The sequence below is a fragment of the Sphingobium sp. 22B genome, from assembly GCF_001580035.1.
Classification (GTDB): domain Bacteria; phylum Pseudomonadota; class Alphaproteobacteria; order Sphingomonadales; family Sphingomonadaceae; genus Sphingobium; species Sphingobium fuliginis.
The window spans coordinates 12882-33560 of sequence record NZ_LTAB01000008.1; the positions used below are offsets into that span (position 1 = coordinate 12882).

Annotated in this window: 19 protein-coding genes; 15 read left to right on the plus strand and 4 right to left on the minus strand. The window is 65.9% G+C overall.

Features of this window, described 5'->3' with window-relative positions:
* Positions 1-161 precede the first annotated feature (161 nt).
* From zwf to A0J57_RS09260, 5 genes are all read left to right on the plus strand, one after another.
* Positions 162-1622 carry a glucose-6-phosphate dehydrogenase gene (gene zwf / locus A0J57_RS09240; protein WP_048577725.1) on the plus strand — a complete coding sequence of 487 codons (1461 nt, stop codon included), beginning with the start codon at positions 162-164 and terminating at the stop codon, positions 1620-1622.
* Complete coding sequence (gene edd, locus A0J57_RS09245) at positions 1615-3456, plus strand: phosphogluconate dehydratase (protein ID WP_048577724.1); 1842 nt, start codon at positions 1615-1617, stop codon at positions 3454-3456. The genes zwf and edd overlap by 8 nt, the downstream gene beginning before the upstream one ends.
* 101 nt (positions 3457-3557) lie before the next feature.
* A complete protein-coding gene (gene glk, locus A0J57_RS09250) occupies positions 3558-4523 on the plus strand; it encodes a glucokinase (RefSeq protein WP_044662476.1) in 966 nt (321 codons plus the stop codon).
* Entirely contained in the window at positions 4523-5140 is a 618-nt protein-coding gene (gene eda, locus A0J57_RS09255; RefSeq protein WP_061939721.1) for a bifunctional 4-hydroxy-2-oxoglutarate aldolase/2-dehydro-3-deoxy-phosphogluconate aldolase, read from the plus strand. Before glk ends, eda begins: the two co-directional genes overlap by 1 nt.
* A gap of 37 nt (positions 5141-5177) precedes the next feature.
* Positions 5178-5690: a hypothetical protein gene (locus tag A0J57_RS09260; RefSeq protein WP_025551382.1), complete on the plus strand. Its 513-nt coding sequence runs from the start codon at positions 5178-5180 to the stop codon at positions 5688-5690.
* Between the two features lie 21 nt (positions 5691-5711).
* On the opposite strand, the gene A0J57_RS09265 is transcribed toward A0J57_RS09260, so the two are convergent.
* The 3 genes from A0J57_RS09265 to A0J57_RS09275 are packed head-to-tail and all read right to left on the minus strand — an operon-like array spanning position 5712 to position 8923.
* On the minus strand, positions 5712-6296 hold the full coding sequence (locus tag A0J57_RS09265) for a gamma carbonic anhydrase family protein (RefSeq protein WP_025551384.1): 585 nt from the start codon (positions 6294-6296) through the stop codon (positions 5712-5714).
* 2 nt (positions 6297-6298) lie between these two features.
* Complete coding sequence (gene hemB / locus A0J57_RS09270; RefSeq protein ID WP_061939723.1) at positions 6299-7294, minus strand: porphobilinogen synthase; 996 nt, start codon at positions 7292-7294, stop codon at positions 6299-6301.
* 48 nt (positions 7295-7342) lie between these two features.
* Positions 7343-8923 carry a M28 family metallopeptidase gene (locus A0J57_RS09275; RefSeq protein ID WP_048577732.1) on the minus strand — a complete coding sequence of 527 codons (1581 nt, stop codon included), beginning with the start codon at positions 8921-8923 and terminating at the stop codon, positions 7343-7345.
* A gap of 119 nt (positions 8924-9042) precedes the next feature.
* Here A0J57_RS09275 and A0J57_RS09280 point away from each other — a divergent pair, with 119 nt between their 5' ends.
* The 3 genes from A0J57_RS09280 (at position 9043) to A0J57_RS09290 (ending at position 12273) form a co-directional block, all read left to right on the plus strand.
* Positions 9043-9744 carry a DUF2807 domain-containing protein gene (locus tag A0J57_RS09280; RefSeq protein ID WP_061939725.1) on the plus strand — a complete coding sequence of 234 codons (702 nt, stop codon included), beginning with the start codon at positions 9043-9045 and terminating at the stop codon, positions 9742-9744.
* A gap of 391 nt (positions 9745-10135) precedes the next feature.
* Positions 10136-11404 carry an ammonium transporter gene (locus A0J57_RS09285; protein WP_061939727.1) on the plus strand — a complete coding sequence of 423 codons (1269 nt, stop codon included), beginning with the start codon at positions 10136-10138 and terminating at the stop codon, positions 11402-11404.
* Positions 11405-11406: 2 nt separating this feature from the next.
* Positions 11407-12273, plus strand: a complete 867-nt coding sequence (locus tag A0J57_RS09290; protein ID WP_061939729.1) for a glycosyltransferase family A protein — start codon at positions 11407-11409, stop codon at positions 12271-12273.
* Between the two features lie 98 nt (positions 12274-12371).
* Here the strand turns inward: A0J57_RS09290 and A0J57_RS09295 are convergent, their stop codons facing one another.
* Positions 12372-13703: an MFS transporter gene (locus A0J57_RS09295; protein WP_025551285.1), complete on the minus strand. Its 1332-nt coding sequence runs from the start codon at positions 13701-13703 to the stop codon at positions 12372-12374.
* 187 nt (positions 13704-13890) lie between these two features.
* On the opposite strand from A0J57_RS09295, the gene cyoA reads away from it, so the two are divergent.
* Genes cyoA through A0J57_RS09330 form a run of 7 tightly spaced genes read left to right on the plus strand, consistent with a single transcriptional unit; the run spans position 13891 to position 20655 of the window.
* A complete protein-coding gene (gene cyoA / locus A0J57_RS09300) occupies positions 13891-15015 on the plus strand; it encodes a ubiquinol oxidase subunit II (protein ID WP_076605720.1) in 1125 nt (374 codons plus the stop codon).
* Between the two features lie 5 nt (positions 15016-15020).
* Complete coding sequence (gene cyoB, locus A0J57_RS09305; protein WP_061939731.1) at positions 15021-17024, plus strand: cytochrome o ubiquinol oxidase subunit I; 2004 nt, start codon at positions 15021-15023, stop codon at positions 17022-17024.
* A 5-nt stretch (positions 17025-17029) separates the two neighbouring features.
* Positions 17030-17653: a cytochrome o ubiquinol oxidase subunit III gene (cyoC, locus tag A0J57_RS09310; RefSeq protein WP_025551291.1), complete on the plus strand. Its 624-nt coding sequence runs from the start codon at positions 17030-17032 to the stop codon at positions 17651-17653.
* The gene (gene cyoD / locus A0J57_RS09315) at positions 17650-18087 is read left to right on the plus strand and encodes a cytochrome o ubiquinol oxidase subunit IV (protein WP_025551292.1); all 438 of its coding nucleotides are present in this window, start codon (positions 17650-17652) and stop codon (positions 18085-18087) included. Before cyoC ends, cyoD begins: the two co-directional genes overlap by 4 nt.
* Positions 18084-18809: an SURF1 family protein gene (locus A0J57_RS09320; protein WP_061939733.1), complete on the plus strand. Its 726-nt coding sequence runs from the start codon at positions 18084-18086 to the stop codon at positions 18807-18809. Before cyoD ends, A0J57_RS09320 begins: the two co-directional genes overlap by 4 nt.
* Positions 18806-20128, plus strand: a complete 1323-nt coding sequence (locus A0J57_RS09325) for an ATP-binding protein (protein ID WP_044662485.1) — start codon at positions 18806-18808, stop codon at positions 20126-20128. Before A0J57_RS09320 ends, A0J57_RS09325 begins: the two co-directional genes overlap by 4 nt.
* Positions 20125-20655 carry a response regulator transcription factor gene (locus tag A0J57_RS09330; protein ID WP_044662486.1) on the plus strand — a complete coding sequence of 177 codons (531 nt, stop codon included), beginning with the start codon at positions 20125-20127 and terminating at the stop codon, positions 20653-20655. The genes A0J57_RS09325 and A0J57_RS09330 overlap by 4 nt, the downstream gene beginning before the upstream one ends.
* Positions 20656-20679: the final 24 nt, after the last annotated feature.

Here is a 20679-nt window from a genome sequence, read left to right on the forward strand (position 1 = left end):
GGCAAAATCGGCGGCCAGCGTCCAGCCAAAAATCGACGCTTTCATCCTCTCGCGGTTGCGGGATGGGTCCCACAGGGATAGCCTGCTTGCGTAACGAGTGCCGCTGGGTATAAGGGCGGCTTCGTGCAGACCTGATAACACTAACGGAAAAGGGACAACCTTTGACCGAACCGTCTGCCACGTTCCTGTTGTTCGGCGCCACCGGCGACCTGGCGCACAGGATGATCTTTCCCTCGCTCTACAATCTGCTGGCCGATGGCCTGCTGCCGGAGGATTTCCTGATCATCGCGTCAGGGCGTTCCGAATTCACCGACGAGCAGTTTCGCGCCGACATCGACAAGGCGCTGCGGAAATTCCTGGCCGCAGACCGTTATGACGCGGACATCGCGGAGCGGCTGCGCGACATCATCGTCTACCAGCCGGTGGAGGCAGGCAACGCCGCCCAGTTCAGGGCGCTGGCGGAACGGCTGGACGGGCGACTCGACAAGGGCGTGTCCGTCTATCTCTCCACGCCCCCTTCCCTCTTCGCGCCGACCGCGCAGGGGCTGGCCGAGGCGGGGCTGATCACGCCGAAGACGCGAATCGCGATGGAAAAGCCGATCGGCAAGGATCTGGCCTCTTCCAAAGAGGTCAATGACGGCATCGGCGCGCTGTTCGCGGAGGACCAGATTTTCCGCGTCGACCATTATCTGGGCAAGGAAACGGTCCAGAACCTGCTCGCCCTGCGCTTCGGCAATGTGATGTTCGAACCGCTGTGGAACGCCACCGCCATCGATCATGTGCAGATCACCGTGGCCGAGACGGTGGGCCTGGAAGGCCGGGTTTCCTATTATGACGGCGTCGGCGCGCTGCGCGACATGGTGCAGAACCACGTCCTCCAGATCCTGTCGATCATCGCCATGGAGCCGCCCGCGCGGATGGACCCGACCGCCGTGCGCGACGAGAAGGTGAAGGCGCTCCGTTCGCTGCGCCCGATGACGGCCGAGACGGTGAAGACGCACAGCGTGCGCGGGCAATATACGCCCGGCGCGGTCGGTGGGCAGATCGTCACCGGCTATGCCGACGAACTGGGCAGGCCGTCCGACACCGAGACCTTCGTGGCGCTGAAGGCCCATATCGACAACTGGCGCTGGCAGGGCGTGCCCTTCTACCTGCGCACCGGCAAGCGCATGCCGACGCGCCAGTCGGAAATCCTGATCCAGTTCAAGCCGGTGCGCCATTCGATCTTCGGGCGCAATGGCGGGTCGGGTCTGGAGCCGAATACGCTCATCATCCGGTTGCAGCCGGAGGAATATATCCGCCTGCTCATCATGAGCAAAAGGCCGGGGCTGGAGCGCGAGGTGCATCTGGAGGAGGTGACGCTGGACGTGTCGCTGACCGCCGCCTTCGCCGGGCAGCGCCGGCGCATCGCCTATGAACGGCTGATCCTGGACCTGCTGGCGGGCGACGCCACGCTGTTCGTGCGCCGGGACGAGGTCGAGGCGCAATGGACCTGGATCGATTCGATCATCGACGGGTGGAAGGAGGCCGGGGTGAAGCCATCCTCCTATTCTTCCGGGAACTGGGGGCCGTCCTCAGCCATTGCCCTTATCGAACGAGACGGAGCGAGCTGGAATGACTGACCTTCATCCGGTGATCGAAAAGGTCACCGAACGCATCGTGAAGCGCAGCGCGGCTTCGCGCCTCAAATATCTGAGCCTGATCGAGCGCGGGCGGGACGCGGGCACCAACCGCGCCCAGCTTTCATGCGGGAACCTGGCCCATGGCTTTGCCGCGAGCGGCGAAGACAAGGCTGTCATCCGCACCGGCGCGGCAATGAATTTCGGCATCGTCACCGCCTATAACGACATGCTGTCGGCGCATCAGCCCTATGGCCGCTATCCCGAGCAGATCAAGCTGGCGGCGCGGGAGGTGGGCTGCACCGCTCAGGTCGCGGGCGGCGTTCCGGCGATGTGCGACGGCGTGACACAGGGGCAGGCGGGCATGGACCTGTCGCTCTTTTCCCGCGACACCATCGCGCTGGGCACCGCCATCGCCCTGTCCCACGCCATGTTCGAGGGCGCGCTGCTGCTGGGCATCTGCGACAAGATCGTGCCCGGGCTGCTGATCGGGGCGCTGCGTTTCGGGCATCTGCCGACCATATTGATCCCCGCCGGGCCGATGCCGTCCGGCCTCGCCAACAAGGAGAAGGTGCGCATCCGCCAGCTCTATGCCGAAGGCAAGGTCGGACGGGAGGAACTGCTGGAGTCCGAAAGCGCCAGCTACCACGGCGCAGGGACCTGCACCTTCTATGGCACGGCCAATTCGAACCAGATGATGATGGAGATGATGGGGCTCCACATGCCCGCCGCCTCCTTCGTGCATCCGGGCACGAAGCTTCGGCAGGAACTGACGCGGGCGGCGGTGCATCAATTGTCGCGCATCGGCTGGGACAGGGACGGACAACCCAATGACGATTATCGGCCGCTGGGGCATTGCGTGGATGAAAAGGCGATCGTCAACGCCATCATCGGCCTGATGGCGACCGGCGGATCGACCAACCATGCGATCCATCTGCCGGCCATCGCCCGGGCGGCGGGGATCGTCGTCGACTGGACCGATTTTGCGGAAATTTCCGATGTCGTGCCGCTGCTGGCGCGGGTCTATCCCAATGGATCGGGGGATGTGAACAATTTCCATGCAGCAGGCGGCATCAGCTATGTGATCCGCGAACTGCTCGGCAACGGGCTGCTGCATGGCGACATCCTCACCGTCGCGCGGCAGGGACTGGCCGATTATGGCAAGGAACCGGTGCTGGAGAATGACGCGCTGGTCTGGAAGGATGTGCCCGAATCGCGGGACCTGTCGATCCTCCGGCCGGTGTCCGACGCCTTCAATCCCGACGGCGGGATGCGATTGCTGGCCGGCAATCTTGGCCGCTGCGTCATGAAGGTGAGCGCGGTCGACCGGGAGCGCTGGACCATCGAAGCGCCCGCGGCGGTCTTCCACGATCAGGACGATGTGCTGCGCGCCTTCAAGGCCGGCGAACTGGAACGCGATGTCGTGGTCGTTGTGCGGTTCCAGGGACCAAGGGCGAACGGCATGCCCGAACTGCACAAGCTGACCCCGGCGCTGGGCGTGTTGCAGGATCGCGGCTTCCGCGTCGCGCTGCTGACGGACGGGCGCATGTCCGGCGCATCGGGCAAGGTGCCCGCGGCGATCCACCTGTCGCCGGAAGCGTTGGGCGGCGGCCCCATCGCCAAGCTGCGCGACGGCGACATGGTGCGGGTCTGCGCGGAGACGGGCCTGATCGAGGCGCTGGTCGACGCGGCGGAATGGGACGGCCGCGACACGCCCGCGCCGCCCCCCGCCCCCTATGATACGGGTCGCGAGCTGTTCGCGCTGTTCCGCCATCATAGCGATCTGGCGGAAAGCGGCGCATCGCCCATTCTGGCGGCCATGGAAACCGAAGTTTAGAACCGAAACATTCCCGTCCGCCCGAGATTTTCGGAGGAGCGCTTTTCCTGAGGAAAAGTGAAGGACTTCGACAGGCTCGGCCCGGACGGGAGGAGAGTAGCATGACCGAGATCATCGCAGCCGACATTGGCGGCACAAACGCCCGCTTCGCCCGTGCCAGACTGAATGCGCGCAATGTGCCCACGCTGGGCAAGGTGCGCAAATATAAGGTGGCCGATTATCCGACCCTCCAGGCCTGCTGGGCGGCCTTCGTCAAGGATGAGGGCGGCCATCTGCCCACATCCGCCTCCATCGCCTTTGCCACCGCGATCGGGCGCGAAGTCATCAAGCTCACCAACAGCGCATGGGTCATCCGGCCCGATACGCTGGACGAGGAACTGGGCCTCAGGCATCTGCGGCTGGTTAATGATTTCGAGGCGGTCGCCCATGCCGTGGCGCGCCTGCCGAAGGAGAATCTGCCGCTGCTGTTCGGGGAGGACAGGCCCTTTCCGCGCGACGGCGGGGTGACGATCCTTGGCCCGGGCACCGGGCTGGGCGTGGCGATGATCGCCTTCGACGACGGCGAGCCGCATGTGATCGCGACGGAGGGGGGGCATCTGGACTTCGCGCCGCTGGACCCGCTGGAAGAGAAGATCCTCGCCTATCTGCGCGACAAATTCCTGCGCGTGTCGACCGAGCGCATCGTGTCGGGACCGGGGCTCAACAACATCTACAAGGCGATGGCGACCATCGGCCATGATCGGGTCGTGCTGATGGAGGATGCCGAGCTTTGGCAGGCCGCCATCGACGGGACCGACGAATTTGCGCGCAGGGCGCTGGCGCGGTTCTGCATGTCCTACGGCTCGGTCGCGGGCGACCTGGCGCTGGCGCAGGGACCGCATACGGTGGTGCTGGCGGGCGGCCTGACCCAGCGGATGAAGGACATATTGCCGCAATGCGGTTTCCACCAGCGCTTCACCGCCAAGGGACGGTTCGAAAGCCTGATGAAGTCGGTGCCGATCCGGCTCGCCCTGCATGACGAAATCGGGCTGTACGGCGCCGCCGCGGCCTTTCGGGAGAAGAAATGATGGCGTTGAGCGTTGAACAGGTGATGGAACTGGCCCCGGTGATCCCGGTGCTGGTGGTGGACCGGGTCGAGGATGCGCTGCCGATCGCGCGGGCGCTGGTGAAGGGCGGGCTTCCTGCATTGGAAGTGACGCTGCGGACGCCGGCGGCGCTGGACGTGATCAGGGAGATGGCGAAGGTCGAGGGCGCCGTCGTCGGAGCGGGCACGGTGCTGAACCCGGCGCAACTGGACGCCGCGATGGAGGCGGGGGCGCGCTTCATCGTCAGCCCCGGCCTGACCGAGCCGCTGGGCAGGGCCGCGATCGCCGCGGGCATTCCCTTCCTGCCGGGCACGGCGACGGCGGGCGACATCATGCGCGGGCTGGACATGGGGCTGTCGCACTTCAAATTCTTCCCGGCGGAGACTTCGGGCGGGCTGCCCGCGCTGAAGGCCCTGGCCGCGCCGCTGCACATGGCGCGCTTCTGCCCGACCGGCGGGATCACGGCGGAAAGCGCGCCCAAATGGCTGGCGGAACCCGTCGTCAAATGCGTCGGCGGAAGCTGGGTCGTGCCCAAGGGGCCGGTCGATCCGGCGAAGATAGAGGCGCTTGCACGGGAAGCCGCCGCGCTGCCACGCTGAACTTGCCTCCCGGCGCGGCTCATCCTAGATGCGAAGCATGAATCCGCGTCGGCTGCTTCCTTCCCTGGCCCTGTTCCTGTCCGGTTGCGCCAGCACCTTTCAGGGCTATCCGTCCCTCGCCAAGCGGGCGATCGAGGACGCCCCCATCGCGGAGGCGGCGCCCGCGCCCTCCCCCGTCGCGCCCGAACCGGAGCTGGTCCAGAATGTCGACCGGCTGACGGCGCAGGCTCAGGCGGGCGGCACGGCATTCGACAAGGCCTGGCCGGCGGCGGACAGGGCGACGCGGGCAGCATCCGGCGCGGCGGTCTCCAGCGAGGCCTGGGTGGCGGCGCAGACGGCGCTCAGCGCATTGGAATCGGCGCGCAACGACAGCGTATCGGCGCTTGCGAGCCTGGACGTGCTCTTTGTCGAGCGCAGCAACGCGGCGGCCGAGGGGAAGGCCAGCGGCGGGATCGAGGCGATCGATGCGGCGCGGGCTTCCGCGCTGGCGATTGTCGATGGGCAGAACGACCGGCTTGACGTGCTCAAGGGGCGTCTGGCGCAGCCCTGATCCGCCCGCAGCCCTGCCGATTCAATCGGGCGAAAGCGCCGCCTTCACCGCGCCCTTGTGCGCCTTTCCATTATGGACATAATGATCGACGCCCTCCCGCATGTCGATCAGCACTTCGTCCGACAGATCGCGCATATATTTGGCGGGGCGGCCGGCCCAGAGCTGCCTGTGGGGCACCGTCTTCCCCGGAGAAAGCAGGGCCCCGGCCGCGAGCATGGCGTCGCTTTCCACCGTTCCGCCGCTCATGACGATGGCGCCCAGCCCCACGAAGGCGCGGTCCTTCAATATGCAGCCATGGACCATCGCAAGATGTCCGATCAGCACGTCTTCCCCGATGATCGTGGGCCAGCCTTCGGACGGGCGGCCGTCGATATGGTCGCCGGGGCTGTCGCAATGCACGATCGAGCCGTCCTGGATATTGGTGCGGGCGCCGATATGGATGAAGTTCACATCCGCCCGGATCACGCAATTATACCAGATGCTGACGTCCGGGCCGATCTCCACATCCCCGATGATGCGGCATCCCGGCGCGATGAAGGCGCTGGGGTGGATCTTCGGCGTCTTGCCGTTGAAGGGGATGATGGAGACTTCGGGATGATCGGTCATGTTCAGGCTCCCAGCAGCCGCGCCGCATGGAGCGCATGATAGGTGAGGACGCCCGAGCAGCCTGCCCGCTTGAACGCCAGCAGCGTTTCCAGCACCAGCGCGTCGCGGTCCCCCGCCCCCGCGGCGGCCGCGGCCTCCAGCATCGCATATTCGCCCGACACCTGATAGGCGAAGACGGGCACTTCGAACCGGTCCTTCACCCGGGCGATGATGTCGAGATAGGGCAGGCCCGGCTTCACCATCACGCTGTCGGCGCCTTCGGCAATGTCCAGCGCGACTTCGCGCAGCGCTTCCTCGCTGTTGGCGGGGTCCATCTGATAGGTCTTCTTGTTGCCCTTCAGCAGACCGCTCGATCCGACCGCATCGCGGAACGGGCCGTAGAAGGCGCTCGCATATTTGGCGGCATAGGCCATGATCTGCACATTGGCATGGCCTTCCTGCTCCAGCGCCTCGCGGATGGCGCCGACGCGGCCATCCATCATGTCGCTGGGGGCGATGATGTCCGCGCCCGCCGCCGCCTGGTTCAGGGACTGGCCGATCAGCACGTCGATGGTCGCGTCGTTGACGACATAGCCCGCCTCGTCCAGCAGGCCGTCCTGGCCGTGCGCCGTATAGGGATCGAGCGCCACGTCGGTCAGGATGCCGATGTCGGGCACCGCATCCTTGATGGCGCGGATGGCGCGGCACATCAGGTTATCGGGATTGAGCGCCTCCGCCCCGTCATCGCTGCGGCGGTCGGCCTGCGTATTGGGGAAAAGCGCGAGGCAGGGAATGCCCGCCGCCTGCGCTTCCCTCGCACGCTCCACCATCAGGTCCACCGACCAGCGCGACACGCCGGGAAGGGAGCCGATCGGTTCCTCCACTTGCCTGCCCTCCGTGACGAACAGCGGCCAGATGAAGTCGCTGGGCGTGAGGCGGGTTTCGGCGTGCAACGCCCGGCTCCAGGCCGAGGCGCGGGTGCGGCGCAGACGAAGCGCCGGATAGGAGGCATGGGTCATGGCCGGGGGTTTAGGCCCCTGCCCTCGCCGGATCAAGCAGGAGGGACGCTATTTGGCGAAGCGGCGGAAGAAGCTGTCCTCGTTCCAGGCCGGGCGCTGCGGCGCATTGGCGACGCGCAGCGTGACGGCGGCGACATAGTCGTTGAGCTTCACCGATTCGGCCGGCATCACCGGCTGGTTCGCGTCGTCCCTGGGCGAATGGTAGATGTTGGCGCGCCAGGCCCTTTCGACCGTCGCCTCCGGCGTGCCCGCCTTGAAGCCATATTTGAAGAACAGCGCGGGGATGCCCGCCCGGATGAAGCTGTACTGGTCCGACCGGATGAAGACGTTGCGGTCCGGGAAGGGATCGGGCGTGATCGGCAGGTTCATCGCCGCGCTTACCGCTTCGGCGTCCTTGCCAAGGCTGCTCTGGTCATAGCCGATCGGTGTCACGCTGGTCAGCGGGAAGATCGGCAGGGCCATGTCGAAATTGAGGTCGGCCACCATCGCCCTTTGCGGCACGGTCGGACGGCGCGCGAAATAGCTGGACCCGAGCAGCCCCTTCTCCTCCGCCGTGACGATGGCGAAGAGGATCGACCGCCGGGGCTTCACCTTCCCGTTGCGCAGGGTCCGGGCGATTTCCAGCAGGCTCGCCACGCCCGATGCATTGTCGAGCGCCCCATTGTAGATCGCGTCCCCGTCGATCGGCGTGCCCACCCCATAGCCGTCGAGATGCGCGGACAGGACGACATATTCCCTGCTGAGCTGCGGGTCCGTCCCGGGCATGAGCGCGATGATGTTGGGCGAGGTCAAATCGGCGCGCCTCGCCGCCACCTTCGCGTCCAGCCGCTGGGCGAGCGGGAAGGACGGCACCGGGCCGGAACTGTCGGCGGCGGCGGCGATCTGCGCGAAATCATGGCCCGATCCGGCAAAGAGCAGCGCGGATTTGGCCGGGTCGAACTGGGCGTTGAGGAAGGGGGTCGCCGTATCCCGCAGGGCGGGGTCGCGGAAGAACAGGGCCGGCTGGCTGGCCAGCGCCATGCGCCGGTCCCACGGAATTTCAACCTGTTTCGGCGTCACGAGCTGGATCAGTCCAAGCGCGCCCTGCTTCGCCAGCCACGCCGCCCGCTCCGATCGGGCATGGGACTTCAGCGCGCCGGAGAGGGTCGCCGGTCCGCCCGAGACGACCACCACGATCCTGCCCTTGAGGTCCAGCCCGGCGAAATCGTCATGCCCCGCTTCCGGCAGGTGCAGGCCGTAGCCGGCGAAGACCAGCGGGGCGCCGACGGTTTCCGGAGCGGGGCCGCCGCCCCCTGAAAAGATGATGTCGGCGGGCGCCGCCAGCGCGGTATGGCCGCCCGGCCCCGTCAGCGAAGCGCTGCTCTGCTGCGACAGGATCACCTGCTCGACGAAGGCGACGGGCTGTTTATAGCCGTCGGTCCCGGCCGGCTTCAGCCCAAGCGCCCGAAGCTGTCCGATCACATAATCAGCCGCCCTGTCATAGCCCGGCTTGCCCGTTCCCCGCCCTTCATAGCCATCGTCGGCAAGGGTGCGGACATGCTTCCACCAGGCTTCGCCCCGGTCGTCGGGCGCAGCCGGGGCCGCGATGCTGATCGAAGCCAGGAGGAGTCCGGAAATCCATTTGCGCATCAGCCACATGCCCCTTTTGAAAACCTGACGATCTTGCCTGATCCGGTGCGACGAACAAGGGGGCTTGGAACCGCTACGGCCCATCCCTATCAGGATCGGCAAAAGACTGGGAGATCGTCATGCCGCTGCCCCGTTCGCTCGCCCTGCCGGTCGTCATCATGCTAGGGGCCGCCCCGGCGGCGGCGGCGACGCGCGGGTTCACCATCACCAGTTTCGACGCCATTCGCGTGGATGCGCCGGTGGAGGTGACGATCACCACCGGCGCGGGCGCTTCGGCGCGGGCGGATGGCGATCAGGCGGTGCTGGACCGGCTGAAGGTGGACGTATCCGGCCGCCTGCTTGCGGTGACGGCGGAGCGGGCGCGGCCCGGCGAGAAATCGGGCGGGCGGGCGGTGCTGCGGCTGTCGACCGGCGACCTCAGCCGCGTGGTGCTGACCGGCGGCGGATCGGTGTCGGTCAGCCGGATGAAGGGTCTGCGCGGTGAGATCGTGCTGGGCGGCAATGGCGATGTCAGCGTGGCGGCGGTGGATCTGGACCAGCTGAGCCTGGGAGTGGCCGGAGCCGGACGGGCGAACCTGTCCGGCCGGGCGGGCGTCGCGACCATCCGCGTCACCGGCCCCGGAGCGGTGATGGCGGAAGGCCTGCGGGTGCGGCAGGCCGCGGTGGCGAATGACGGTCCGGGAAATGTGGCGGTGACGGCAGAGGTTTCGGCCCGGGTTTCCGCATCCGGATCGGGCGATGTGACGGTGGCGGGGAAGGCCGCCTGCAGCGTCGACAATCGGGGGACGGGGCGGATCAGTTGCGGTGGGGAAGCCTATTAGGCGATGTGGACGAGTTCGGGATGCCGGGGGATGGCCAATTCGAGACCATCCTTCTCCCTTGAGGAAGAAGGATGGGAAGCCCTAGCGGCGGAGGAGCCTAAGGCTGATCTGGATGAGGGGGAGCGGGCCTGCGGTCCGCGCGATCCGTTGGATCGCACCCCCTCACCCAGCTACGACTAGGCAGCAAGCCGCCAAGTCTGCGCAGCCCTCTCCCTCAAGGGAGAGGGATAAAGCGGGTGTACGCTTTCCGCCCAAATCAACTGGTCCGGCGAGTCCTGAATTGTCCGCGCTGCCCAAGGCATCGGCTGCGTGGCGGGAAACGATCAGGGTTAGGCAAGTCTTTACTTCGCATGCGTTACGACGGCCCGGATATGGACTGCCGGATTAACTGATGCCTCGCCTCCTTGCCATTCTGCTTCTTTTCCTGTCGGCGGCCCCGCAACCCGCGGCGGCGCAGGTGGCCGTGGCCGACAGCGGCGATACGGCATGGATGATGCTGTGCGGTCTGCTGGTGTTGCTGGCGGCGCTGCCGGGACTCGCGCTGCGTCATGCCGGTCTGGTCCATGTGCGCAACGCCCTGTCGATCGGCGTGCAGGGGCTGGTGGTGGCCGCCGGCGTTTCGCTGCTCTGGGCCCTTGTCGGCTACAGCCTGGCCTATGCGCCGGGGAGCGGGTGGCTGGGCGGCCGGGCGCATCTGTTGCTGGCCGATCTGGGGGCGCTGCGTGACGGGCTGACCGTGCCGGAATCCACCTTCGTGCTGTTCCAGATGGCCCTTGCGATCCTTGCCGCCGGCCTGCTGCCGGGCGCTGTGGCGGAAAGGGTGCGCCTGGGGTGGATGGCGCTGTTTGCGTTGCTCTGGCTGCTGCTGGTCTATGCGCCGGTCGTCCATTGGGTCTGGGGCGGCGGATGGCTCGCCAATCTGGGCGTCATGGATTTCGCGGGCGCGCTGGTCGTTCATTTGAGCGCGGGATTTTCCGCGCTCGCGCTGGTGCTGGTCGTGGGCAGGCGGCGCAGCGTTTCTGCCGGACATGCGCCGGTGCTGGGCGTATCAGGCGGGCTGCTGCTGTGGATCGGCTGGGCAGGCATAGTGGGCGGATGGTCCTTCGGCGCGACGGACAATGCCGCGACCGCCATTCTGAACGGCCATTTCGCCGCCTGCGCAGGCCTCTTCGGATGGATGCTGGTGGAACGGATCGACAAGGGGCATGTCACCGCCAATGGGCTGGTTTCCGGCGCATTGGCCGGGCTGGTGGCGATCTCCGCCTCCGGCGCTCTGGTGGGGCCGGGCGGCGCGATGGCCATCGGGCTGATCGCCGCCGTCATCTGCCGACTGGCAAAGGGATTATTGGGCGACCGCATCGACGACGCGGCGGATATTTTCGTGATCCACGGACTGGGCGGGCTGACGGGCGCGCTGTTGCTGCTTCCCTTCGTGCTGCCCGCGCTGGGCGGCGTCGGCTTCGCGGCGGGGATCAGCCTTGCCGGCGCCTTCATGGCGCAGTGCATCGGCATCGCGGCGGTGGCGCTCTGGGCGATGGCGGGAGCGGCGATCATCGCGCTGATGCTGTCGGTCGTGACGCCCGCCCGGATCGGCGTGCGGGAAGAAGCGGAGGGGCTGGACATCGCCCGCCATGGACAGCAGGGCTGGGATTTCCGCTAGGCATGGGCGTCGCGGTCGGCATATTCGCGCATCAGGAGGAACGGCGGATCGGGCGTTGCCTTGCATCGCTGCCGCTAGACCGGGCCGACACCGTCTTCCATGTGCTGGTGAACGGATCGACCGATGCCACGGCAGGACGGGCGCGCGAAGCGGCCGCAGGACGGACGAATGTCATCGTCCACGATCTGGCCGCCGGGGGCAAGGCGCGCACTTGGAACCATTTCGTCCACCGCCTGCTGACCGGCGGAGAAGATGCCGTGATCTTCATGGATGGCGATGCGGAGATCCTTGCCGGGTCGATCGATGCGCTGGTATCGGACCTCGCGGCGCGGCCGGAGGCGAATGCGGCGGCGGGGATGCCGATGAACGGGCGGTCCGCGGACGCCTATCGCCGGACCCTGCGGGAGGAACGGGGATTGTTCGGCGATCTCTACGCCCTGTCGGGGCGCTTCTTGGCGGCGATCCGGCTCAGGGGCTTGCGGCTGCCCGAGGACCTGATCGGAGACGACGGTTTGGTGGCGGCATGGGCGCATACCGATCTGGGGCGCGATGCCGACTGGCGGCGGGAGCGGGTCCTGGCCTGCGAGGATGCCGGCTTTCGTTGTGAGGCGGTCAGCCTGTTGCGGCCCACCACCCTGCGCATGCAATATCGGCGGATGATCAATTATTCGGTGCGCTTTTTCCAGAACCGGATCATTTCCGACATCATGGGCCGGGATGGCGTGGACGGGCTGCCGGTGCGGATGGATGCGGTTTATGGGGAATGGTTGCCGCGCTTTGCGCCGCGCGCGCTGCCCGTGGGATGGTTCGACCGGAAGGCGTTGGCGCGCATGCGGGATTTTGCGCGGGGGAGTAGAGCGTCGCTCTGAGCTTGGCTTAACGTGCTCCTGTGGGCACGTCGGGGACAGAAAAGGGCCGGAGAGGACAAAACCCCTCCGGCCCCTTTTCAAAGATGGCGGATGCCCCCTTAACGGTCGCGGGCCGCCAGTTCCTTGTTGATGTAGAGCGCCACCATCGTCGCCACCGCACCCGACAGCAGGTAGATGCCCGAGGCGGCCAGGCCGAATTTCACGGACAGCAACAGGGCCACCAGCGGCGCGAAGCCGGCGCCGACCAGCCAGGCCAGGTCCGACGTCAGGGCAGACCCGGTATAGCGCGCCTCGGTCGCGAAATTCGACGCGACGACGCCGGACGACTGGCCGAAAGCCAGCCCCAGCAGCATGAAGCCCAGGATCATGAAGGCGACCTCTCCCAGATCGCCGCCGTTCAGCAGCAGCGGCGCCATGATGCTGAAGATCGCGATGCCGAGCGCCGACCATGCCAGCAGGGAGCGGCGGCCGATCTGGTCCGCGATGAAGCCCGAAACCACGATGGCCAGCAGGCCCACGGACGCGCCGATCATCTCGATGATCAGGAAGCGTTCCAGCGGCTGGTTGGTGAACAGCGCGACCCAGCTCAGCGGGAATACGGTGACCATGTGGAACAGCGCGAAGCTCGCCAGCGGAGCGAAGGCGCCGATGATGATGTTGCGGCCTTCCGCCTTGACCGTCGGCAGGATTTCGGACGGCTGAAGGTCCTTCTGCTCGAACAGGCGTTCGAATTCATGCGTCACCACGATGCGCAGCCGGGCGAACAGCGCGACGACGTTGATCGCGAAGGCCACGAAGAAGGGATAGCGCCAGCCCCAGTCGAGGAAGTCCGCACGCGACAGCGTCAGCAGGAAGAAGGCGAACAGCCCGCTCGCCACCAGCAGGGCCAGCGGCGCGCCGAGTTGCGGCACCATGGCGTACCAGCCGCGCTGATGCTGCGGCGCGTTGAGCGACAGCAGCGACGCCAGCCCGTCCCATGTGCCGCCCAGCGCGATGCCCTGCGCCGCGCGCAAGATGATCAGGACTAACGCAGCATAATGGCCAATCGTCGCATAACCGGGCATGAAGGCGATGGACGCGGTCGAGCCGCCGAGCAGGAACAGCGCGACGGTCAGCTTCGTTCCGCGCCCGTAGCGGCGATCGATGGCCATGAAGATCAGCGAACCGATGGGCCGCGTGATGAAGGCGACGGCGAAGATCGCGAAGGAATAGAGCGTGCCGGTCAGGGCATCCACATAGGGGAACACAAGGCTCGGGAACACGATGACCGAGGCGATGGCGTAAACGAAGAAATCGAAGAATTCGGAGGTGCGACCAATGATCACACCAATGGAAATATCACCCGGCGCGATCTTGTGGTCCCGCGCATTGATCAGGCGCGCATCATCCTCCAGCGATCGGGAGGTGAAGGTCATGGCCTGTGAACTCATAGGCATCCGCTCCTTGGCTAAGCCACCGGAACCCTCTTCTGTTCTGCCGGCGGCCACGGATAGGCAACATAGCAGAAAACCCGCAGAGTCTAAGCAGTATCCCACCGCTGAAGCATTTTTTGCATCTGCGCACAATGGGACAAATTGCCCACTGTTCGACTCCCTGCGGAAGCGGTAGGCGGCCCCCATGCCACACCCCATCCCCCTCGACCGGACCCGGATTTTCCGCTGGTCCGCTCCGATTCTGGCGCTGCCGCTGACGGCCTGCGACTGGGTCGTGATGAACCCGTCGGGCGATATTGCGGTGCAGCAGCGCGACCTGATCCTGATCTCGACCGCGCTGATGCTCCTCATCGTCGTTCCCGTCATGGCGCTCGTCGTCTTCTTCGCCTGGCGCTACCGCGCGGCGAACAAGGCCGCGGACAAGGATTATGACCCGGACTGGGACCATTCCACCAAGCTGGAACTGCTGATCTGGTCCGCGCCGCTGCTGATCATCATCTGCCTTGGCGCGCTGACCTGGGTCAGCACGCACAAGCTCGATCCCTATCGGCCGCTCGATCGCATCGACGCCAGGACGGCGATCGATCCCAGGGTGAAGCCGCTGACGGTCGAGGTCGTGGCGCTCGACTGGAAATGGCTGTTCATCTACCCCGAACTGGGCATCGCGACGGTCAACGAGCTGGCGCTGCCGGTCAATGTGCCGGTGCGGTTCGACATCACCGCCTCTACCGTCATGAACAGCTTCTACGTGCCTGAACTCGCCGGTCAGATCTATGCCATGCCCGGCATGAAGACCCAGTTGCACGCCGTCGCCAACCGGCCGGTGGCGGGCACCGGCATTTCCGCCAACTATTCGGGCGCGGGCTTCACCCACATGCGCTTCGCCTACCGGGCGCTGGACAGGGCCGGGTTCGATGCCTGGGCAGCCGGGGTGAAGGCCAGCCGCGCCCATCTCGATCGCGACGTCTATCTGACGCTGGCCAAGCCCAGCGAAAAGGCGCCGGTCGCCTATTTCTCCGCTGTCGACCCCCAGCTGTTCGATGCCGTGGTCAATCTGTGCCCCCGGCCCGGCCAGCGCTGCATGGGCGAGCTGATGCACGTCAACATGATGGGCGGCGCGGGCAAGGAATCGGCGCGCGACACCAAAGGTCTGCGCTACGACTTCCCCGACAGCCATGTGATCGAACAGTCGGACCGGAACAGGGGGCAGGAGACTGCTCCCGACGCACCGGCCGCGGACGGCGCGAAGGGCGCCGCGGGCGATCACTCTTCCCACAGCGGCGCTGACGCGCACGCGCAGCATCGGTAAGGCCCATGACTGGCACAATGACAACCGCACAGATGATCTTCGGTCGTCTGACATGGGACAGCTTCCCATGGCATGAGCCCATCGTCGTCGCGACCTTCGTCGCGGTGGTGCTGGGCGGCGTCGCCCTTGTCGCGGCGCTCACCTGGTTCCGGCTCTGGGGCTATCTCTGGAAGGAATGGTTCACCAGCGTCGATCACAAGAAGATCGGCATCATGTACATGGTGCTGGGCCTCATCATGTTCCTGCGCGGATTTGCCGACGCGATCATGATGCGCATCCAGCAGGCCTGGGCCTTCAACGGTTCGGAAGGCTATCTGAACGCCCATCATTATGACCAGGTGTTCACCGCGCACGGGGTCATCATGATCTTCTTCGTGGCGATGCCGTTCATCACCGGCCTGATGAACTACATCGTGCCGCTCCAGATCGGGGCGCGCGACGTCAGCTTTCCCTTCCTCAACAATTTCTCCTTCTGGATGACGACGGGCGGCGCCGTGCTGGTCATGATGTCGCTGTTCCTGGGCGAGTTCGCGCAGACCGGCTGGCTTGCCTATCCGCCGCTGTCGGGCCTTGCCTACAGCCCGGCTACGGGCGTCGATTACTATATCTGGGCGTTGCAGGTGGCGGGCGTCGGCACGACATTGTCCGGCATCAACCTGATCGCGACCATCGTGAAGATGCGCGCGCCGGGCATGTCGCTCATGAAGATGCCGGTGTTCACCTGGACCTCGCTCTGCGCGAACGTCCTGATCGTCGCCTCCTTCCCGATCCTGACCGCCACGCTCGTCCTGCTGTCGCTCGACCGCTATGCCGGCACCGCCTTCTTCACCAATGATTTCGGCGGCAATCCGATGATGTACGTCAACCTCATCTGGATCTGGGGCCATCCGGAGGTCTATATCCTCATCCTGCCGCTGTTCGGCGTCTTCTCCGAAGTGGTCTCCACCTTCTGCGGCAAGCGCCTGTTCGGCTACACCTCCATGGTCTATGCGACCTGCACCATCATGGTGCTGTCCTACCTGGTGTGGCTGCACCACTTCTTCACCATGGGTTCGGGCGCCAGCGTCAACAGCTTCTTCGGCATCACGACGATGATCATCTCGATCCCGACGGGCGCCAAGCTGTTCAACTGGCTGTTCACCATGTATCGCGGCAAGATCCGTTTCGAGCTGCCGATGATGTGGGCCGTCGCCTTCATGCTGACCTTCACGGTCGGCGGCATGACCGGCGTGCTGCTGGCGGTTCCGCCCGCGGACTTCGTGCTGCACAACTCGCTGTTCCTGATCGCGCATTTCCATAATGTGATCATCGGCGGCGTGCTGTTCGGCCTGTTCGCGGCGATCAACTACTGGTGGCCCAAGGCCTTCGGCTTCAGGCTGAACGTCTTTTGGGGCAAGGTCAGCTTCTGGTGCTGGAACATCGGCTTCTGGCTGGCTTTCGGTCCGCTCTACGTGCTCGGCCTGATGGGCGTCACGCGCCGCCTGCGGGTGCTGGACGATCCGTCGCTGCAACCCTGGTTCGTCATCGCGGCGATCGGCGCCGCCATCATCGCCATCGGCATCGGCGCCATGCTGATCCAGTTCGCGGTGTCCATCTGGAAGCGCGACGAGCTTCGCGATCCGACCGGCGACCCCTGGGACGGCCGTACCCTGGAATGGGCGACCAGCTCGCCCCCGCCGGAGTATAATTTCGCCTTCACCCCCGTGGTGTACGATGGCGACACCTGGGCGGACATGAAGAAGAACGGCTATCAGCGTCCGCTGAGCGGCTACAGGCCGATCCACATGCCGAGCAGCACGGGCGCGGGCGTGATCCTGGCCGGGCTGGCGACGCTGTGCGGCTTTGCGCTCATCTGGTATATCTGGTGGCTTGCGGGGCTGAGCTTCATCGGCATCGTCGCCGTCGCCATCGGCCACACCTTCAACTACAAGCGCGACTTCTACATCCCTGCGGAGGATGTGACGCGCACCGAGGAAGAGCGCACGCAAATCCTCGCGGCGGGAGTCTGACACGCATGAGCAGCGCAACTGCACATAGGGAACCCCGGGCCTATCACCTGCCCGAGGAGCCGCACCTCCACGAAGGCCACAGCACCATGCTGGGCTTCTGGATGTATCTGATGAGCGACTGCCTCATCTTCGCCATCCTCTTCGCCACCTATGCGGTGCTGGGCGGCAGCTATGCCGGCGGGCCGGGGCCAAAGGACCTGTTCGACCTGCCCCTCGTCGCGCTCAACACCGCGATGCTGCTCTTCTCCTCGATCACCTATGGCTTCGCCATGCTGGCGATGGAGAAGAACAGGGTCAGTGCCACGCAGGGCTGGCTGGTCGTCACGCTGCTGTTCGGCGGGGCGTTCCTGTTCATCGAACTCTACGAATTCGCGCACCTCATCCATGAGGGCGCGGGTCCGTGGCGTTCGGCGTTCCTGTCCTCCTTCTTCACGCTGGTCGGAACGCACGGGCTGCACGTCACCTTCGGTTCGATCTGGCTGGTCACGCTGATGGTGCAGGTCGCGAAGAAGGGCCTGATCCCCGCCAACAAGCGGCGGCTGATGTGCCTGTCGATGTTCTGGCACTTCCTGGACGTCATCTGGATCGGCGTCTTCACCTTTGTCTATCTGATGGGAGTGCTCCGGTGAGCGATGCCGTCCATCCGCACGGTGGCCACGACCACCATCATGACGATCATCATGACGCCCATTCGCACGGCAGCTTCGGCAGCTACATGATCGGTTTCGGCCTGTCGGTGATCCTGACGGCCATTCCCTTCTGGCTGGTGATGAGCGGCGCGCTGAACGACCCGCAACTGACGGGCATCGTCATCATGGGCTTCGCCGCGGTCCAGGTCGTCGTCCACATGATCTACTTCCTGCACATGAACACCCGCGTCGAAGGCGGCTGGTCGTTCATGGCGATGATGTTGACGGTGGTGCTGGTCGTCATCGTCCTGTCCGGTTCCCTGTGGGTCATGTATCATCTGAACGCGAACATGATGCCGCACGCGCAGATGGAGATGGACATGGGTCCGACCCAGGAAATGCGCGTCATGCACAATATGAGCGAGATGCCGTGACAACGGCCCAAGACGGGGAGCGCTCCCGGCGCTCCCCGGCCTTTCCGATCGGCCTGACGCTGATCGCCCTCTTCTTTTTTGCCGGATTTTGCGCACTGGGCGCCTGGCAGGTCCAGCGCCTCGCCTGGAAGCGCGACCTGATCGCCCGCGTCGATGCGCGAATCCATGCCGCCCCCGTCCCCGCTCCCCGCATGGCCGCAAAGGCCGACGAATATCGGCGCGTCAGGATTTCGGGCCGTTTCCTCCATGACAAGGCCGCCCTGGTGCAGGCCGTCACGGTGCGCGGCGCCGGTTTCTGGGTGCTGACGCCGCTCGTCACCGATCGGGGCTTCACGGTCCTGGTCAATCGCGGCTTCGTGCCGCCCGACAGGCGGCGGGACTATATGCGTCCTCCGGGCGAAGCGCGGATTTCGGGACTGCTGCGGCTCAGCGAACCGGGCGGCGGGTTCCTGCGCTCCAACGATCCGGCAAGCGACCGCTGGTTCTCCCGCGATGTGGCCGCCATCGCAGCAGCGCGTGGGATCGGGCGGCCGATGGCCGATTATTTCATCGACGCCGATGCGGCGGCCGATCCCGGCGCCTTGCCTGTCGGCGGCCTCACCGTCGTCGCCTTTCCGAACAATCATCTGCAATATGCGATCACATGGTTCGCGCTGGCGGCAATGGTCGCGGGCGCGTACATATTCGTGATGCGCCAGGAGCGGAAAGACCGCCGGGGATGAACCGGAACCTGCCGATCAGCACCCTCTGGCAACCCAGCCAGTGGCCTGCCGACGCCGCGGGCCGCAAGAATCTGGCGCTGCTGGTGCAGTTGCGCTGGCTGGCGATCGCGGGGCAGCTCATCACCATCCTCGCCGTGCATTTCATCATGGGCATCCGCCTGCCCATCGCCCCGATGCTGCTGATCGCGGGCATGGCGATATTGATGAACGGCCTCAGCTTCGGCGCGCTGCGCAAGCGGACCGACGTGTCCCATGCCGAACTGTTCCTGTCGCTGCTGTTCGACGTGCTGCTGCTGACGGCGCAGCTCTATCTTTCAGGGGGGGCGACCAATCCCTTCATCTCGCTCTATCTGGTGCAGGTGGCGCTGGGGGCGGTGCTGCTCGACCGGTGGAGCATCTGGGGCATCGTCTTCGTCTCCGCGCTCTGTGCGGGGCTGCTGGCGCTGCATTACCGGCCGCTGGACCTGAACGGCGCGCTGGAAGGCCATTTGTTCGACCTGCATATCGTCGGCACATGGATATGCCTTACCATGATCGCCGTGCTGCTGGTGCTGTTCGTGCTGCCGGTGACGCGCAACCTCCAGGCGCGGGACGCCTATCTCGCCCGGTTGCGTCAGCAGGCGGCGGAGGAGGAGCATATCGTCCGCATGGGCCTGTTGGCGTCGGGCGCGGCGCATGAACTGGGCACCCCCCTCTCCCAGCTTGCGGTGGTGCTGGGCGACTGGCGGCACATGCCGGAGATCACGGCCCACCCTCCGCTGGTCGAGGAAGTGGCGGAGATGCAGGCGGCGGTCCAGCGCTGCAAGGAGATCGTCACCGGCATCCTCCTGTCCTCCGGCGAGGCGCGGGGCGAGGCGCCGGAAGTGACCAATGTGCGCGATTTCATAGAGGGCATCGCCATGGAGTGGCGCAGGGCGAATCCCGGCATGCCGCTGCGCTGCGATTTCGGGCCGCACGACTATCCCCGCATCGTGGCCGATCCGGTGATCCGGCAGGCGATCGGCAATCTGCTCGACAATGCGCGGGAGGCGGGCGCGACCTATATCGACCTGCTGGCGGGGCGCGACAGCAGTTCGCTCAACATCGCGGTGCGCGACAATGGCAGCGGCTTTTCGGAGGCGATGCTGGAGGATTTCGGCAAGCCCTATCGATCGAGCAAGGGCAAGGAAGGCCATGGCCTGGGCCTGTTCCTTGTGGTCAATGTGGTGCGCAAGCTGGGCGGCAGCGTCAGCGCGAGCAACGGCGCGGACGGCGGGGCGCTGATCCTGCTGCGGCTGCCGCTGGGCACGGTGGCGCTGGAAGAGGAGACGGCCCGATGACCGAGCGCCTGCTGGTGATTGTCGAAGATGACGAGGCGTTCGCCAGAACGCTCAAGCGCTCCTTCGAACGGCGCGGCTATACGGTGCTGGCGGCCGACAGCCATGCGGCGCTGGAAACGGTGCTGGCGGGCAGCAGGCCCGGCTTCGCCGTGGTCGACCTGAAGCTGGGCGCGGAATCCGGACTCGTCTGCGTGCAGACATTGCATGCCCATGATCCGGCGATGGTGATCGTCGTCCTGACCGGCTTCGCCAGCATCGCGACGGCGGTGGAGGCGATCAAGCTCGGCGCGTCCAACTATCTCGCCAAGCCGTCCAACACCGACGACATAGAGGCGGCCTTCGCGCGTTCCGCCGGCGACCCTTCCACCCCCCTCGCGCCCCGCCCGACGTCGATCAAGACGCTGGAATGGGAACATATCCATGAAGTGCTGAAGGACAGCGACTTCAATATCTCCGAAGCGGCGCGGCGATTGGGCATGCACCGGCGCACGCTGGCAAGGAAGCTGGCGAAGCGGCAGGTGGGTTGAAGAGGATATGGGGTGGATGGCGGT